17 protein-coding genes are annotated in these 15,528 nt (G+C 65.0%); 9 read left to right on the top strand and 8 right to left on the bottom strand.

Annotated features, from left to right (window positions below; translation table 11 throughout):
• Positions 1-141: 141 nt before the first annotated feature.
• The gene (locus tag AC1DXI_RS05555; protein WP_476937780.1) at positions 142-564 is read right to left on the bottom strand and encodes an arsenate reductase ArsC; all 423 of its coding nucleotides are present in this window, start codon (positions 562-564) and stop codon (positions 142-144) included.
• Positions 565-734: 170 nt separating this feature from the next.
• The gene (locus AC1DXI_RS05550) at positions 735-1,409 is read right to left on the bottom strand and encodes an arsenate reductase/protein-tyrosine-phosphatase family protein (protein WP_476937779.1); all 675 of its coding nucleotides are present in this window, start codon (positions 1,407-1,409) and stop codon (positions 735-737) included.
• 45 nt (positions 1,410-1,454) lie between these two features.
• Here AC1DXI_RS05550 and AC1DXI_RS05545 point away from each other — a divergent pair, with 45 nt between their 5' ends.
• From AC1DXI_RS05545 to AC1DXI_RS05535, 3 genes are all read left to right on the top strand, one after another.
• A complete protein-coding gene (locus tag AC1DXI_RS05545) occupies positions 1,455-2,195 on the top strand; it encodes an aquaporin (RefSeq protein ID WP_476937778.1) in 741 nt (246 codons plus the stop codon).
• A 117-nt stretch (positions 2,196-2,312) separates the two neighbouring features.
• Positions 2,313-2,663: an ArsR/SmtB family transcription factor gene (locus tag AC1DXI_RS05540; RefSeq protein ID WP_476937777.1), complete on the top strand. Its 351-nt coding sequence runs from the start codon at positions 2,313-2,315 to the stop codon at positions 2,661-2,663.
• A 17-nt stretch (positions 2,664-2,680) separates the two neighbouring features.
• The gene (locus AC1DXI_RS05535) at positions 2,681-3,181 is read left to right on the top strand and encodes an N-acetyltransferase family protein (RefSeq protein WP_476937911.1); all 501 of its coding nucleotides are present in this window, start codon (positions 2,681-2,683) and stop codon (positions 3,179-3,181) included.
• Here AC1DXI_RS05535 and AC1DXI_RS05530 read toward each other — a convergent pair.
• A complete protein-coding gene (locus AC1DXI_RS05530) occupies positions 3,178-3,795 on the bottom strand; it encodes a MerR family transcriptional regulator (RefSeq protein ID WP_476937776.1) in 618 nt (205 codons plus the stop codon). The two genes, AC1DXI_RS05535 and AC1DXI_RS05530, sit on opposite strands and share 4 nt — an antisense overlap.
• 71 nt (positions 3,796-3,866) lie before the next feature.
• On the opposite strand from AC1DXI_RS05530, the gene AC1DXI_RS05525 reads away from it, so the two are divergent.
• Positions 3,867-4,343, top strand: a complete 477-nt coding sequence (locus tag AC1DXI_RS05525; protein ID WP_026539048.1) for a DUF4188 domain-containing protein — start codon at positions 3,867-3,869, stop codon at positions 4,341-4,343.
• Between the two features lie 16 nt (positions 4,344-4,359).
• Here the strand turns inward: AC1DXI_RS05525 and AC1DXI_RS05520 are convergent, their stop codons facing one another.
• On the bottom strand, positions 4,360-4,590 hold the full coding sequence (locus tag AC1DXI_RS05520) for a zinc-ribbon domain-containing protein (RefSeq protein ID WP_476937775.1): 231 nt from the start codon (positions 4,588-4,590) through the stop codon (positions 4,360-4,362).
• A 28-nt stretch (positions 4,591-4,618) separates the two neighbouring features.
• Positions 4,619-5,332 (bottom strand): TetR/AcrR family transcriptional regulator C-terminal domain-containing protein, encoded by a 714-nt coding sequence (locus AC1DXI_RS05515; protein WP_476937774.1) that lies wholly within the window; start codon positions 5,330-5,332, stop codon positions 4,619-4,621.
• Between the two features lie 274 nt (positions 5,333-5,606).
• On the opposite strand from AC1DXI_RS05515, the gene AC1DXI_RS05510 reads away from it, so the two are divergent.
• From AC1DXI_RS05510 to AC1DXI_RS05490, 5 genes are all read left to right on the top strand, one after another.
• Positions 5,607-5,864: a hypothetical protein gene (locus tag AC1DXI_RS05510; protein ID WP_018775597.1), complete on the top strand. Its 258-nt coding sequence runs from the start codon at positions 5,607-5,609 to the stop codon at positions 5,862-5,864.
• A 745-nt stretch (positions 5,865-6,609) separates the two neighbouring features.
• A complete protein-coding gene (locus AC1DXI_RS05505) occupies positions 6,610-7,665 on the top strand; it encodes an iron-containing redox enzyme family protein (RefSeq protein ID WP_476937773.1) in 1,056 nt (351 codons plus the stop codon).
• A 31-nt stretch (positions 7,666-7,696) separates the two neighbouring features.
• The gene (locus tag AC1DXI_RS05500) at positions 7,697-7,945 is read left to right on the top strand and encodes a CDGSH iron-sulfur domain-containing protein (protein ID WP_476937772.1); all 249 of its coding nucleotides are present in this window, start codon (positions 7,697-7,699) and stop codon (positions 7,943-7,945) included.
• A 655-nt stretch (positions 7,946-8,600) separates the two neighbouring features.
• Entirely contained in the window at positions 8,601-10,217 is a 1,617-nt protein-coding gene (locus tag AC1DXI_RS05495; protein ID WP_476937771.1) for a glycoside hydrolase family 68 protein, read from the top strand.
• 3 nt (positions 10,218-10,220) lie between these two features.
• Positions 10,221-12,200 carry a glycoside hydrolase family 32 protein gene (locus AC1DXI_RS05490; protein WP_476937770.1) on the top strand — a complete coding sequence of 660 codons (1,980 nt, stop codon included), beginning with the start codon at positions 10,221-10,223 and terminating at the stop codon, positions 12,198-12,200.
• 245 nt (positions 12,201-12,445) lie between these two features.
• On the opposite strand, the gene AC1DXI_RS05485 is transcribed toward AC1DXI_RS05490, so the two are convergent.
• From AC1DXI_RS05485 to AC1DXI_RS05475, 3 genes are all read right to left on the bottom strand, one after another.
• Positions 12,446-13,477 (bottom strand): carbohydrate kinase family protein, encoded by a 1,032-nt coding sequence (locus tag AC1DXI_RS05485; RefSeq protein WP_476937769.1) that lies wholly within the window; start codon positions 13,475-13,477, stop codon positions 12,446-12,448.
• Between the two features lie 100 nt (positions 13,478-13,577).
• The gene (locus tag AC1DXI_RS05480; protein ID WP_476937768.1) at positions 13,578-14,372 is read right to left on the bottom strand and encodes an ATP-binding cassette domain-containing protein; all 795 of its coding nucleotides are present in this window, start codon (positions 14,370-14,372) and stop codon (positions 13,578-13,580) included.
• Positions 14,369-15,415: an ABC transporter permease gene (locus AC1DXI_RS05475; RefSeq protein WP_476937767.1), complete on the bottom strand. Its 1,047-nt coding sequence runs from the start codon at positions 15,413-15,415 to the stop codon at positions 14,369-14,371. Before AC1DXI_RS05475 ends, AC1DXI_RS05480 begins: the two co-directional genes overlap by 4 nt.
• Positions 15,416-15,528: the final 113 nt, after the last annotated feature.

Genomic DNA, 15,528 nt, shown 5'->3' with positions numbered 1-15,528 from the left:
GCCGGTCCCGAAAGGGGGCCGGCGTGCAGGGGCGTCAGCAGCAGTCCTGATCCTCGTCGTCGCAGCATCCGTCGCTGCAGCATCCGGTGTTCATTCAGCTCACCCCCTCTCCGTCCTCTGTCAGACGTGTGGTGCTGCCCCTTACTTGGCGGCAGGGGTCAGGGACCCGATCAGAGCCTCAATGCGGGTCTTGATTTCGTCGCGGATGGGCCGGACGGCTTCCACGCCCTGGCCCGCCGGATCCTCCAGGACCCAGTCCTCGTAGCGCTTGCCGGGGAAGTAGGGGCATTCGTCGCCGCAACCCATGGTGATCACGACGTCGGATTCCTTCACGGCCTCGGTGGTGAGGATCTTCGGGATTTCGGCGGACATGTCGATGCCGAGCTCCGCCATGGCCTCCACGGCTGCCGGGTTGACCTTGTCCGCGGGCTGGGATCCGGCGGAGCGGACCTCGATCCGACCCTCCCCGAGGGTGGTGAGGAAGGCGGCGGCCATCTGGGAGCGGCCGGCGTTGTGGACGCAGACGAAGAGGACGGAGGGCTTCTTGGCGGTTTCGGTGCTCACGGGGTTTCTCCTGGAATCAGTCGGGTGGCGGGGACTTCGCGGGCCGGTTGCGGTCCCGCGCCCGACACGTGCAGCGCTCGGCGGAACATTGATAAGGATCGATGTACAAAGTATTGGACCATAGATTGATGATTGTCAATATTTACTGTAGGAGGTTCTTTGCGCCGGACCTAGGTGGCGGTTACGCGGGGTGCAAGGTCTTTGATGCGGCGGGTGATGTCGTTGAACGCTGTGTCGAAGGCTTCCTTCGTGCCCAGGCGCAGCGGGTCCGGCACCGACCAGTGGATTCCACCCAGCCCGGGCAGTTCCTCGTGGGCCTTGTCGCAGACGGTCACGATGAAGTCGTCCTCGCCTGCCACCTGCTTCAGGAAGCGCGGGGGAAGGTCCGCAAGGTCCAGGCCGTGTCGGCGGGCGACCTCGATGGCTCCCCGGGCGATGCGGTCCGCAGGGTGGGTCCCGGCAGAGGTTGACGGAATGTCGCTGACCTGCTGCCAGAGGGCGGCGGCCAGTTGAGACCGGGCGCTGTTGTGCGTGCAGACGAACAGGACGCGGCGGGCACCGTGCTCCGCCCCGGGAGCGAGGCCGTTCAGGGCGCCGGTGGCGAGGCGGATATAGCTGCGGCGCCGGTCAGCTTCGGAGCGGCTGCGCGTTGCCAGGCCGGCATCTTCGAGCGTCCTCAGGTGGTGGGAGAGGAGATTGGACGGCATGCCCAGCTCTGCTTGCAGTTCCGTTGGGGAAAAATCCCCGAGGGTGAGCAGGTCTACGATGCGCAGCCGCGCGGGATCTGCGAGGGCAGCGTGCCTGGCTACCCGCCTTCGGAGCGAGTCAACTGCTTCAATACTCATTGGTTCAATTTTGACTGAGTTAATTCTTTGGATCAAGCTGTTGCCATGACTTCCAACCAGCCGCCGCTGTGGCGCCGCGCCGTGGCCGAACTGCTCGGCACCAACCTGCTCGTGGCCATCGTCGTCGGCTCCGGGATCGCCGCCCAGCAGCTCTCCCCCAGTGACGTTGGCCTGCAGCTGCTGCAGAACAGCACCGCTACGGTGCTGGGCCTGACGGTGCTGATCCTGATGCTCGGGCCCGTGAGCGGCGCGCACTTCAACCCCGTGGTCTCCCTCGCCGACTGGATCCTGGGCCGACGTGGCGGTACCGGCTTGACCCTGCCGGAGCTGGGCACCTACGTAGTCGCCCAGACCGTGGGCGCGGTCAGCGGCAGCATGGTCGCGAACGCCATGTTTGAGGTGGGCACCTCCATCTCGTCCAAGGAGCGCGCAACCCCGGGGCATCTCCTGGGTGAAGTTGTCGCCACTGCGGGACTGGTCCTGCTGATCTTCGCCCTGGCTGCCACAAAGCGTGGCGTCCTCGCCGCGCCGGCGGTGGGCGCCTACATCGGAGCCGCGTACTGGTTCACGTCCTCGACCTCGTTCGCGAATCCGGCAGTGACGGTGGGCCGCATCTTCAGCGACACCTTCGCCGGCATCGCACCGGCCTCCGTTCCCGGCTACGTTCTGGCGCAGCTGGTCGGCGCCGCAATAGGACTTGGCCTCCTCCTCATCCTGTTCCCCTCCGCGGCCCGCACCTCCGGCGGCGTCGTCCTGGCGCACAGTTCCGAACCGGCCCGCTCCTAGCCTTAGCCGGCGGCCAAGCAATAGGGCCTCCACATAAACAGATCTGCGCCAAGTCGCCGACCCGAGCTCTCACGGATAATATATTGATGATTGTCGATATCAGGGCATAATGGGTACATGAAATTGTTGCCTGTACTCGAGCCGGCCACGGATGAATCCTGCTGCACCCCGGCAGGGCCCCCTGCCCTGGGCGCTGAGGAGGCGAAGCAGAGGGCCCTGGTTTTCAAGGCGCTGGCCGACCCGAACCGGCTCCGGCTGCTCTCCATCGTCAAGGCCGGCGAGTCAGGGGAGGCATGCGTCTGCGACCTCACCGAGCCCCTGGACCTGGGCCAGCCCACGGTCTCCCACCACCTGAAGATCCTGGTCGAGGCCGGGCTGCTGCACCGTGAAAAGCGCGGCACGTGGGCCTACTACTCCCTGGTGCCAGGGGTGCTCGAGCAGACGGCCGGGCTCCTGGCGACGCTGTGACCGCGCAACGGTCCGCGGTGACGATCCGCTCCATGCGTGAGGACGACTGGCCGGCCGTCCAGGGGATTTACCGCGAAGGAATCGCCACCGGACACGCCACCTTTGAAGCAGACGTGCCGGACTGGGAACGCTTCACCAGCTCCCGGCTGCCCGGCCACCGTCTGGTCGCCGAGGCGCCCGAGGGCGGGATCCTTGGCTGGGCGGCTGTCTCAGCGGTGTCCGCGCGGCCCGCGTATGCCGGCGTGGTCGAACACTCCGTCTACGTCGCCGCTGAAGCCCGCGGCAGGGGAGTCGGAGCCGCCCTGCTTCAGGCCCTGGCCACATCGACCGAGCAATGCGGGATCTGGACCATCCAGGCCAGCGTCTTCCCGGAAAACGAAGCAAGCCTGAAGCTCCACCTGGCGAACGGATTCGCCGTCGTCGGCCGGCGGAGCCGCATCGCCCGCATGAGCCACGGCCCCAGCGAAGGCCAATGGCGGGATACGGTGCTGATCGAGCGGCGCTCCCCGGTCGTCTAGGACCCCGCCCCGCCAAACCGCTGGAAGGATGCGCTTTGCTGGGCAAGCCGGCGCATGGCCAGGAGCACCGGTTCCATCAGGAGCGTCCCAAGGACTACGTGCCGCATCGCGGCCTCGGAGGAATCCGTGGGAACACTTTCGACGTCGGCCTCCGCGATGTCCTGCATTGCCGCGGCGTAGCGGTCCAAGAGCGCCGCTGGCGCCTCGAATCCCGCCTCCGAGAGCCCGTGCAGGGCCTTTGCCAGGGCCGCCTGGGTATCGCGGTCGCAAGTCTCAGCGCCCCAGCCCCAACGGTCCAGGAGCTTTTGTGCTGAGGAGAGGTCGACGTCGTCCGGTGCAGTCCGGGAGACCGCATGGTGCGCGATTCCGAGCAGGTCGTGGCCCGACTCCGGCGGGTTTTCCAGGCCAAGCAGTACCTCGCGGGTGGCGCTGACGCTGAGCCCGGCGGTGCCAATGAGTGCCCGGATCAGCTTCAGCCGCCGTACGTGCGAGTCGTCGTAGCGCGCCTGGGTCGCGGAGGTCAGGACGCCGTCGTGAAGCAGTTTTTCCCGAAGGTAGTACTTGATGGTGGCCACAGGAACATCCGTGGCCGCGGCCAGCTGTGAGATGCGCAAAGTTTCTCCTTGACTTAGATAGTAGCACTCGCCAATATTGGAGAGTATAAGTATCTAGTTAGGAGGAAAGTATGGCACGCATCAATGCTGGACGTTTCACGCACCGCCATTCCGGTGACTTGGTGGTCTTCCTCATCGGCATGCGCATCAACAGTCCCTGGCGACCGGATCTGTGGCTTCCAGTCTTCTTTGCGATGCCCCGAATGCTGACCGAGCTCCTTAAGGAGCCGGGTTCCGGCCTTCTAGGCTTTCGATTTGCCCTCGGAGCCGGCGGGCCGGTCATCGTGCAGTACTGGGACTCGCTGGACAAGCTGTATGCCTACGCCAGTGCGCCCGAATCCGAGCACAGGCCGGCCTGGACTGCCTTTAACCGCCAAGCCAGGAAGGCCCCCAGGGCCGTCGGCATCTGGCATGAGACATTCCAGGTGAGCCGGGCCGAGAGCATGTACGTCTCGATGCCTACCGAAGGTCTCGCGCAAGCCACGGAGCTGGTGCCTGTCGGGCCCGGAAGCCATCACGCGAAGGATCGGCTGTCTAAGCCCCGCTGATGCGGCGCAGGCTTTCCTAGCGCAGGAGCGTGTTTTTCTGCCGCGGCTTGACGATCGAGTTCTGACCGCAGTTGGTGCAGGTGATGTCGTAGGTCCTGGAAGTCGTGAAGACGGGGATGAAAAACACGGTGAATTTGGTGGCGCGTTCCTGCAGTTGATGCTGCGCGAATTGGTGGCAGTACTGGCACGTTGCCTTCCGTTCGGGATGGCCACGCAGCACGGTCTTGAGGCTGAGGAGGACAAACATGGCGCATCCTTTCAAAGCAAGTTCCGGATCAGGGTTTGGCCGGAGCCTCCGGCAGCGGGAGGCGGGCCGCGAGCCCCGAGAGCAGGATGGTGATTCCCTCATCCAGCTCGGCCATCCCGTCGTAGTCGGCGAGAACCGGGGCGAGGGCGCGGAGGCGGGGGAATTCCTTCGGCGGCAGGCGGTGCAGGCCCAGGCGGAGTAGGGCCTCATTTTCCTCGGGGTCGACGACGAATTCCTGCAGTTCGTTGAGGATGTGCCCGTAGAGGTATCCGTAGTAGGCGCGGTAGACGTGCAGTGCGTCAACGGGGGCGAATCCGGCGTCGATCAGCAGGGACAGGATCTGCTCCAGCGGACGCAATGTTCCCAGCGGCCGCAGTCCCAGGGGCGTTGACAGGGGGCGGGTCACGAGGAGGGGCACGACGTTGGGGTGCCGGAGCGCCAGGAGCCGCAGGTCGTGGGCAATGCGCCGGAGCTGCGACTGCCAGTCGGGATCATCGGGAATGATGGCCAGTTCATTCAGTACGAGTTCTGAGACGCCGTCCAGCAGGGCTGCGCGGTTGGCGGCGTAGCGGTACAGGCTCATGGGGTCCCGCCCGAGTTCCTGCCCGAGCCTGCGCATGGTGAGGGCGTCGAGTCCTTCGGCGTCCACCAGTGCCAGTGCCGTCGACAGGACAATCTCCTGGCTGAGGCGAGCCTTCTTGCCGGGAGCCGCAGGGGGCGCCGGATGCTCTTCGGGCGACATGGTTTTCCGTTCGGGTCGATACAGGGTGGTGGCATTTTCGGGATGAAAAGCCGGTTGCTTAATGTGTAGTCTACGCATACAGTCTACATCGTAGAGTAGTTGCATTGACTGGTTTCCGCAGGATGTGGACCCCCAGCCCAGTAACGCTTTATCCCCGGATCTGCGGTGACGCAGCAGTGCGGGATCTTGCTTCATCGCCCCGTGCATGGCCTTGACGCTCAGCTGCTGTAGCCACACGGCGGCACACAATGCACCGCGAAGAAACGAGCCACTCATGGCAACTTCCCAATACGACCAATTCCTGCAGGAAGCCACCACCCGGGACCCTGCATCCGACCACGCCCTGGGCAGGGACTGCCTCTACGGGCTCTACACCAGCTGGTGTTTCCTGAGCCAGACCACGCCCCGCTCCGAAGATGCCTTCTGGGCGGCCATGAAAGAAAAGCAGGTCCATCCCAAGCGCAACGGCCTCCGCATGAAAGGACCAGCCGCGGCGGACTACATCCTGGCCAGCTACCCGGGCCTGGTCTGACCCGGATGACCATCACGTCAAGCACGTACTTGCCCCGGGATGCCCACCAGCCCCGAGGGCGCCGGCCTTGGTGTGCGACATGTGAGACCGACCGGCACCTCCTTCTGGACTCTGTCGCCACCATGAATCCTCAGCAGGAAACCCTCGCGGCCGCCATCAGCTGTACCAACTGCGGCAGCTCGCACGTGGTGGCTACGACTGCGGCGTTTCTCGCAACCATCCCGGCGCGGAACGGGAACAGCGGCGGTGCCGTGCACCGGGAGGACGCCTACCGCCACTGCCAGGAGCCGATGTCCGCAGTGGACCCCGAGCGGCGAAGTCCGCACCGGGCGGTTTCCACTCACGCCGGGAGTCCGGATTTTCTGGGCGAATATCTCCGGACGCGTGTTCTCCGGTGCCGGTGCGGGTTCCAGATGGAAATACCCCGCCCGTGACAGGCAGCACCCTCCAGGGTCTGTATCCAGCAAAGTTTTAGGGGCACACCGTTTCCAGCCACAGCACTGCCACCACCGGACCCTCCGCGGCCCACAAACAACGACCCGGGCTTATGGACATGGATCTGTCCCCGCAGGGACTCGCAGATGCCCCGGCGAATGAAGTCGACCCGGACAGCCTCGTCTACACCGGCAACAGCTGAGGGGCTGCACCCTTGGGCCCCTCCGGCCGGTACCCCGGGCCGGGCTCGCATCGACGCACTTTTCACCGGCCGCAGCCAGTATCGCTGAGGCCCACGTAGGAGAAAAACATGAAGATCCCTGACGCGCGCGGACCCATCAGCGGTGGCCTATTCCGGCTTCTGGCCGACGGGACCGGAGATGATTCTGCAGCCCAGGGCACGCTGCGCGATCTTATCGAGGGACAGCTGGCACTCACCGATGACATCATCGACGACGGCGATGTGCAATTGACCCTGTTCTGCCTGTACGAGCTGCATTACGGCGGCTTGGATGGGGTGGACAACCGCTGGGAATGGAACCCGGGGCTGATCACACTCCGGCAGCTGCTGGAGGGACCGTTCGAACTCGCGCTGCGGTCCGCGGCCCGCTCGTCCGCCGGGTCAGTCCAGCCTGCTCCTGCCGCCCGCCGGGACAGCGATGCGGTGGCGGACATTCTCTTCGGGCTCGCGGGCCAGGACGGTGGACCGGGCATGTCCCGCCATGTGGCGAAGAAGGCAACCCTCGGGCAGCTCCGTGAATTCCTGGTCCACAAATCGATCTATCAGCTCAAGGAAGCCGATCCGCACACCTGGGCGATCCCGCGGCTGACCGGGCGTGCCAAGGCTGCGCTGGTGGAGATCCAGGCTGACGAGTACGGCGGAGGCCGTCCGGACCGCATGCACAGCGCAATGTTCGCCCGGACCATGCGGGGGCTGGGGTTGGACGATGTCTACGGCGGATATGTGGACGCCGTCCCGGCCGTCTCTCTCGCCGCGGTCAACATGATGTCCCTTTTCGGCCTGAACCGCAGACTACGGGGGGCCATCGCAGGGCATCTGGCGATTTATGAGATGACGTCCTCCCGGCCGAACCAGCTCTACGGCAACGGTTTCCGGCGGCTCGGGTTCGGGGCCGATGTGACCGCGTACTTCGATGAGCACGTCGAAGCGGACGCCGTCCACGAACAGATCGCGGGCCGGGATCTCGCCGGAGGGCTCGTGGAGGCAGAACCGGACCTTCTTCCGGACGTCCTGTTCGGCGCGACGGCGGCGCTTGCCATCGACGCCCGGCTCGCCGCGCACATCATGGGGGCATGGGAAACCGGCACGTCCTCGCTGAAGCCGCCTGTCCCCGCCGGGGTCTGACCCGGGCATGAACCCCAGACAGGGAGCACGAATGAACCAAAAACAACAGGAATCCTCCAATGACGGCGCCATTGTTATTTGTCCCGACGGACCGATCCTGGTCCGCGGCGAATTTGAGATCGTCACCCCGTCCGGGGGAGCAGTGCCGCGGACGCGCAAAACAGTCGCCCTGTGCCGCTGCGGCGCGTCCGCGATCAAACCCTACTGCGACGGCACCCACAAATTGATCGGGTTCCGAACCGAATTCCCCGCCACCCCGGGGACGAAAGAAGCGACGTGAGGCACCCTGCGGGGAGTGCCCGCCACCAGCCGGGATCCTGACGGCGCCAGGACCTCTGGGGCGGCGTCCGTCTCGCCGCCGGCATGCCGGGGCTCGTGTACACGCTCGTTTCGGCACCGGGGGAATGCTGCTTCGGCGCCGGGGAATGGTTGGGGATCTGTGGCAATTATCGCCGGATTCGTGGCCTCCGTTGGGCGAAGTACCAGCGCCTTAGGCAGCCCGGCGCCTTACTCAAGGCGCGGGCGTCGTGCTCCGCAGTGGTGGGCTGGGCAAAGGGGGCCGCGGGGCAACGAACGGGTAAACAACGGGCGACGGAAAAAATAAAGCATATTTTTTAGGAAATATTTGACTCAATCTTTGAGGCGTGGCACGCGCGCGGAGAGTTTGTGCAAGCGCTTACATCGACCGGGGTGTGAGGCGTTTTGGTGCTTGAAATGTGGTTTTGATTCCTCGCCGGCACTGTCTACGGTGATGAACGTCCAGGAGGTCAGCACCCTCCCGGGCCACAGGCGGGGCCCTACCGAGGTCCCGTCCCCTCGACACGATGGCGTCCTCGATGACGCCTGCGGTGTCATTCGGGGCTGCCGGAGTTTCGAGGAATGAGGGCATAAGCCCGTCTTCCACGAATGGTCTCAACTCCGCGAGAAGAGCAAAAATGCACGAGCACCCCAATACACACCGGAAGCTGCGGTGGCGTTCTGTCGCCGCGGCACTGGCGGCGGCCGTGGCGGCCTCCGTCTTCCTTGCCGTTCCGTCAGCCCAGGCAAACACGCCCTCGGATCCGCCGAGCGGCGGGCAGATGCCGGCGCCGACACCCGGCTTCCCCCTGCCCACGAAGCACACGCAGCAGGCGTTTGATCCGGCAGCGGCCTTCACCTCCAAGTGGACGCGTGCCGATGCCAAACAGATCATGGCCCAAAGCAGCACAGCCGTGACCCCGGGCCAGAACTCCATGAGCCCGAACGTCACCATGCCGGAAATCCCCCAGGACTTCCCGGCCATGAACAACGACGTGTGGGTTTGGGACACCTGGTCCCTGACCGACGAGAACGCAAACCAGATCAGCTACAAAGGCTGGGACGTCATCTTCTCACTCGTCGCCGACCGTCACGCCGGCTACGGCTTCGACCAGCGGCACTGGAACGCCCGGATCGGCTATTTCTTCCGCAAGACCAACGCCGACCCGGCCAAGGACAAGTGGAACTACGGCGGACACCTGTTCCTGGACAACACCTCCGTCGGCAACACCGAATGGTCCGGCTCCACCCGCCTCATGCAGGGCAACCACGTCAACGTCTTCTACACGGCAACCACGTTCTACGACGTTGCCGAGCGCAACGCCGGCGGCGGCGGCATCGCCCCGGATGCCGTGATCGCCAAGGCGCTGGGCAACATCCACGCCGACCAGAACGGCGTGAGCTTCGACGGCTTCGAGCACACCAAGCTCCTGGAGCCCGACGGCGTCATGTACCAGAACAAGGCCCAGAACCCGGGCTTCGCCTTCCGGGACCCGTACACGTTCGCAGACCCGGCGCACCCGGGTAAGACCTTCATGGTCTTCGAAGGCAACACCGGCGGCAAGCGGGGCGACTACAAGTGCACGGACGGGGACCTGGGCTACCAGCCCGGCGATCCCCACGCCGAAGCCACGAGCACCGTGAACTCCACCACCGGTTCATGGTTCCAGACCGCCAACGTGGGCCTGGCCGTGGCCGACAACAAGGACCTGACCAAGTGGCACTTCCTGCCGCCGATCCTGTCCGCCAACTGCGTCAACGACCAGACCGAGCGTCCGCAGATTTTCATCCAGAACGAGGCCGGCAAGAACAAGTACTACCTTTTCACCATCAGCCACCAGTTCACCTACGCGGATGGGATGCGCGGCCCTGACGGCGTCTACGGCTTTGTCGGCGACGGCGTCCGTTCCGACTTCCAGCCCATGAACAACAGCGGCCTGGCTCTGGCATCCCCCACGGACCTCAACATGCCAGCCAATGCTCCCGAAGGGCCGGATCCCCGCCAGAACGGCCGCCAGTTCCAGGCTTACTCGCACTACGTGCAGCCGGGCGGTCTCGTGCAGTCCTTCATCGACAACGTGAACGGTGTCCGCGGCGGTTCCCTCTCGCCCACCGTGAAGATCAACTTCCGCAACGGAGTTTCGGCAGTTGACCGCACCTTCGGCCAGCGCCCGGATTCTCCGGGCGCTTCCGTCTCCCGCACCTGCAGGCCCCAGCTGAGGCGGGATAGCTTTCACCAGAACCAGGAATGTTGAATCATGAAAAACCTCGTACGCCCGCCGGCGCTGAAACACGGAAGGCCGAGCCGCCGGACGATCTGGATAGTGGTGGCAGCAGCGGCCGCGGCCGTCCTGGTCGCGCTGGCGCTGGTCCCTTCGGCGGCAACCCGTCCGGGTGCCCAGAGCCACGCCGAGCAGGCACTCCGGAGCATCGCCGACGCCCAGACCGAAGCCAAGGAATCCCGGGGGATTTACGGCTCCTATTGGCTCAGCAGCGGTGACCGCACCCTTGAGCAGCTGGCGCATCCGATCCAGACCGAGGGTGTGGCGGACGTGCGAAGCATCGCATGCCCCGACGGGTGGGTGGCAGCCGCGCGGACCGGAGATGACGTCGACGTGATGTCCAGCCAGGAGGACCGGGTGGTCCGTGCGGGATCCGGTGAGGTCGTCCGCCCGGACTGCATGACCTCCGAAGCCGTCGGGTCAATGCTCGCGGATCTGGGCGGTCCGCCGCAGATGCCGGCGGCCGCGGCTTCATCCTTCGACCGGCCCGAGGGGGCATCCGCGTTCCGGCCGGGCTATCACATCACCCCCGGGAAGAACTGGATGAATGATCCGCAGCGTCCGATCCTGCTCGACGGCGTGTGGCACTACTACTACCTCTACAACGCCGGGTACCCGGAGGAGAACGGCACCGAGTGGTACCACCTGACCAGCACAGACCTGGTGCACTGGAAGGACGAGGGGGTGGCGATCGCCAAGTACAAAAACGGGCTGGGCGACATCGAGACCGGAAGCGCCGTGGTGGACCGCGACGACTCGGCCGGCTTTGGCAAGGGAGCCGTCATCGCGGTCATGACGCAACAGGACCAGGGAATCCAGCGGCAATCGCTGTTCTATTCCACCGACAACGGATACTCATTCACCGCGTATGCGCAGAACCCGGTCATGGAAAACCCCGGCGAACCGAACTGGCGGGATCCTAAGATTATTCGCGATGAAGCCCACGGCCAATGGGTGATGGCACTGGCCGAAGGTGAAAAGATCGGCATGTATACGTCGACGGACCTGAAGAACTGGCACTACGCGTCCGGCATCGAACGCACCGGTCTTGGCACCCTCGAATGCCCGGACCTCTTCCAGTTGGATCTCGACGGTGATCCATCCCAACGGACCTGGGTCCTGGCCGCCAGCGCCAATGGCAGCGACGAGGGCTTCACCACCGGCGTTGCCTACTGGACTGGAACGTGGGACGGAACCCGGTTTACCCCGTCCGACGAGCCGCACCAGTGGCTCGACGCCGGCGCCGACTTCTACGCCGCCGTGACGTGGGATGATCCGAGGCTCACCGAAAGCCAGCGGATGTCCTCCCGGCACGCCCTCGGGTGGATGAACAACTGGGCGTACGCGCGGCAGCTGCCCACGGAGGACTGGCACGGCGGCGCCGACTCCCTTGTGCGCGACATACGGCTGGAAACAATCGCGGGAAAGCCAACCCTGGTGTCGAGCCCCTCCGCCGCCATCAAGTCTATTGAAGGTCCGGTGGAAACCACCGGGGAACGCCGAATGACGCCGGACGGCGCAGGACAGCTGCCGGCTCCGCAAGGCGGGGCATACCGGCTCGATGTGACTCTTGAGCGGACGGCGGAAGACGACGGTTCCGTTGCGAGGATCGAGCTCGGAAGCGACGCGGGAACGTTCGCGACTGTCGGATACGACTTTGCCAACGAATCGGCCTTCATCTCCCGCGAGACGGATGCTGCCGCCACCGGCAGGGCCGAACTCAGCCCGGGCTACCGGGCCGTGCGACGCGCAGCCAGCCCAGCGCGGGACGGGAAAGTGGAACTAACGATATTCGTCGACTATTGCTCGGTTGAAGTTTTCATCAACGGCGGCGAAAAGACCCTGACCTCACTCGTTTTCCCCACGGCGGGGACGCCGGGCATCAAAGCCGTCACCGCAGGCGGCACGCTGACGCTGAAGTCCTTCAGCTACCGGCGGTTGGCCTCCACCCAGTGAACAGCACTTAGGCAGCTCGTCCTTCCGGGCTTTGGCGACGACGGACGGGACTTTGCCTCCGTCGTCGGACGCCGTCACGTCCGCGAACGTAGCTGCAGCCTTTTCCGCGCCTCGCAAACCGCCAGGCCCGTCCAAAGAGCACCTTATGACCCGCCACGCACCCCTCTGCCTCGAAAAACCGGACGTGATCGTCGTCGGTGAATCGCTCATGGAGATCGTGGTGCAGACCGAGGGCTCCATCTGCTTCATTTCCCGGCCGGGGAGCAAGGTGTGGCGGTGGGGGACCATACGGGCCGCGTTAGGACTGGGCATGTGCTTCGGGAGCCGGTGTACTGGGCCAAGGGATGGGCTTCGACGGCGATGTCGAGTTCTTCCAGGGTCGGGGGGTTCGCTCCCGGGCGCTGAACGGTAATGGCCGCGGCTGCAGCTGCGGTGTGTCCAAGCTGCTCCAGGACAGCCGGGGCGAAGCCTTCGGTTCCTCGGGTGAGAAAGCCCAGGATCAGGGCGGACATGTAAGAGTCCCCGGCGCCGATGGTGTCGGCAACCTTGGACTTCACGGCAGGAATGCTGATGTTAGCGGCGGAGGTGGTGAATTGTGAGCCGTCGGCGCCCTTGGTGATGACGGTAAGTCCGGTGCCCAAACCGAGGATGTGGGCCGCGATTTCGTCCAGGCTTTTTTGGGGGTACAGCCATTGGGCGTCTTCGTCGCTGAGTTTGACGACGTCGGTTAAGGGCACGAGCTCTTCGAAGGTGGCTTTCGCTTCTGCATGGCTGCCGAGCAGGGCCGGCCTGATGTTGGGATCGTAGGTGATCATGCAGTCTCTGTGGGCCTGTTCGAGCAGTGATCTCACCGCACCGGCACCGGGTTTGAGGAAAGTGGCGATGGATCCGGTGTGCAGTATTTTCGGGAAGTAGGCGGGGGCCGTTGGGGCAAGGTCCCAGGAGATGTCGAAGTTGTATCTTGCGGAGCCGTCGGGTTCAAGGGTTGCTGTTGCCGATGCGGTCCGGCTGAGTGATTTTGATCCCGGCAGAAGTGTGACTCCTGCGCTGCGGAGATGGTTTTCGATGGAGATCCCTCGGGCGTCCGGGGCGATGGCCGTGAGCAGGCCTGTGGCTACGCCCAGGCGGCCAAGTCCGTAAGCGACATTGGCCGGTGAGCCTCCTGGGTGTTCCACTGTGTCGTGCGACGTTGTGACCACGTCAATCAGCGCTTCGCCTACCACCATGACGTCGAGCGGCTGGTGGGCGTCGTGCCGGGCTGTTTTGAGGTAATCCATGGTCTGTCTCTCGTGGGGTCTGATGGCGGGGTCTGTCCGAGGTGCATCAGTCCGCTGACCGGCAACCCGGTCAGCGGACTGATGCAGGGGCAGCAGTTGTTCAGGCGGTGGCTGCACCGGTCATGATCGCAACTGCATCGGTCATGGTGTGTGATTGCGGGGTGATGGTGGCGGCGCACTTGCCGAGGCGCTGGATGTGGATCCTGTCCGCCACGTCAAAGACGTGGGGCATGTTGTGGCTGATCAGGATGACCGGCAGGCCGCGGTCCCGGAGATCCCGGACCAGCTGCAGGACCTGGTTCGATTCCCGCACGCCGAGTGCCGCCGTCGGTTCATCCAGCACGACGACTTTGGAACCGAACGCTGCGGCGCGGGCCACGGCAACGGCCTGGCGCTGGCCGCCGGAGAGGTTCTCCACCGGCACTGTCACGTCCTGCAGGGTGGAGATGCCCAGCCGGGTCAGCTCATCCTTGGCCTTGGTGCGCATGCCTTTGGTGTCGAGCATCCGGAACACGCTTCCGAGGAGTCCCGCACGCCTTTCCTCCCGACCCAGGAACAGGTTGGAGGCGACGTCGAGGGCCGGTGAGACGGCGAGGTTCTGGTACACGGTTTCGATGCCGTGGACACGGGCGTCCTGCGGCCGCTTGAAGTGCACCGGCTGTCCTGAGACGAAGAGTTCTCCTGTGTCGGGAACTTCGGCGCCGGTGAGGCACTTGATCAGGGTTGATTTGCCTGCACCGTTGTCGCCAATGATGGCCAGGACTTCACCCGGGTACAGGTCCAGGCTGACGCCGTCCAGGCCCACGACACGGCCGAAAGTCTTGACGAGGTTCCGGGCCTGCAGGATGGGCTCGCGCGTGGCGACGTGGGGGGCTTCAAATTCAGTCATGGTCATGACTTGACCTTTCGGATCCACTGATCGACGGACACAGCAACAATGATCAGGACGCCCACGGCGAGCGTCTGGTAGAGCACGTCCAGCCCGGCGAGCGAGAGGCCGTTGCGGAAGACGCCGACGATCAGGGCGCCGAGGAGGGTTCCCCAGACGGAGCCGCGGCCGCCGAAGAGGCTGGTTCCGCCGATGACGACGGCGGTGATGGAGTCCAGGTTCAGGTCGACGCCGCCATTGGGGCTGGCTGCGTTGGTGCGTCCGATCTGGATCCAGGCGCCGACGGCCAGGACGGCGCCGGCGGCGAGGTAGACGCTCATGAGAACCCGGTTCACCGGGATGCCGGCCAGGCGGGCGGCTTCCTTGTCATCGCCCACGGCGTAGACGTGCCGGCCCCAGGCCGTCTTGCCCAGGATGAACGCGACTGCGATGTAGAGCAGGAGCATCATGACGACGCCGGTGGAGATCCTGACCGGGCCCACCGGGAAGGTGGTTCCTGTCCAGGTCAGCAGGGGCGGCATGGCCGAGCCGCGCACTGTCGCTCCGTTGGAATAGAGCAGTGTCAGGGCGATGAAGATGTTCAGCGTGCCGAGGGTGACGATGAACGGCGGGAGCCGGAACCTGGTGACCAGGAATCCGTTCAGGGCTCCGGCGGCGAGTCCGACGACCAGACCGGCGAGCAGGGCAAGAGGGGCGGGTATTCCGTTGTTGACGGCGAGCTGGGCCATGACCATGGAGGACAGGATCATCACGGCCCCGACGGAGAGGTCGATGCCTGCCGTGAGGATAATGAGGGTCTGGGCGATGGCTAGGGTGCCGACGACGGAGACCTGCTGGGTGATCAGGGAGAGGTTTTCAACCCGCAGGAACCTGTCATTGAGGAGGCTGAACACCACCACTGCGATGAGTAGCACGAGGGCGGGGCTGACGGCGGGGTAACGGTGGAGGATATTGCGTATCCGGCTGAGCGGTGTCTGGCGGTCGAGGAATTCCTCGGCCAGGTCGGCCTGCCCGGCGCTGGGCGGTCCGGCGGTCTGTTGCTGGGTCACGATTGGTCCTGATCTTCGGTGATGGTTGCTAGGGCGGAGCTAGCTCGGTATATGAAGTGCGGGGAGGCCGACAGCGAACTCCGGCCTCCCCGCCCGCAGTGACGCTGGGTGGG

This window comes from Arthrobacter sp. P1_H7, from assembly GCF_056405215.1.
Note: the sequence above shows the minus strand (reverse complement) of the source record. Positions and strands in the feature narration are given on the sequence as shown.

Coding starts and splice junctions, on each gene's coding strand:
- AC1DXI_RS05480 (WP_476937768.1), bottom strand. CDS start 14,372: ATGACCATGACTGAATTTGAAGCCCCCCACGTCGCCACGCGCGAGCCC.
- AC1DXI_RS05495 (WP_476937771.1), top strand. CDS start 8,601: ATGCACGAGCACCCCAATACACACCGGAAGCTGCGGTGGCGTTCTGTC.
- AC1DXI_RS05515 (WP_476937774.1), bottom strand. CDS start 5,332: ATGTCGCCCGAAGAGCATCCGGCGCCCCCTGCGGCTCCCGGCAAGAAG.
- AC1DXI_RS05540 (WP_476937777.1), top strand. CDS start 2,313: ATGAAATTGTTGCCTGTACTCGAGCCGGCCACGGATGAATCCTGCTGC.
- AC1DXI_RS05500 (WP_476937772.1), top strand. CDS start 7,697: ATGAACCAAAAACAACAGGAATCCTCCAATGACGGCGCCATTGTTATT.
- AC1DXI_RS05525 (WP_026539048.1), top strand. CDS start 3,867: ATGGCACGCATCAATGCTGGACGTTTCACGCACCGCCATTCCGGTGAC.
- AC1DXI_RS05485 (WP_476937769.1), bottom strand. CDS start 13,477: ATGGATTACCTCAAAACAGCCCGGCACGACGCCCACCAGCCGCTCGAC.
- AC1DXI_RS05490 (WP_476937770.1), top strand. CDS start 10,221: ATGAAAAACCTCGTACGCCCGCCGGCGCTGAAACACGGAAGGCCGAGC.
- AC1DXI_RS05545 (WP_476937778.1), top strand. CDS start 1,455: ATGACTTCCAACCAGCCGCCGCTGTGGCGCCGCGCCGTGGCCGAACTG.
- AC1DXI_RS05505 (WP_476937773.1), top strand. CDS start 6,610: ATGAAGATCCCTGACGCGCGCGGACCCATCAGCGGTGGCCTATTCCGG.
- AC1DXI_RS05550 (WP_476937779.1), bottom strand. CDS start 1,409: ATGAGTATTGAAGCAGTTGACTCGCTCCGAAGGCGGGTAGCCAGGCAC.
- AC1DXI_RS05520 (WP_476937775.1), bottom strand. CDS start 4,590: ATGTTTGTCCTCCTCAGCCTCAAGACCGTGCTGCGTGGCCATCCCGAA.
- AC1DXI_RS05510 (WP_018775597.1), top strand. CDS start 5,607: ATGGCAACTTCCCAATACGACCAATTCCTGCAGGAAGCCACCACCCGG.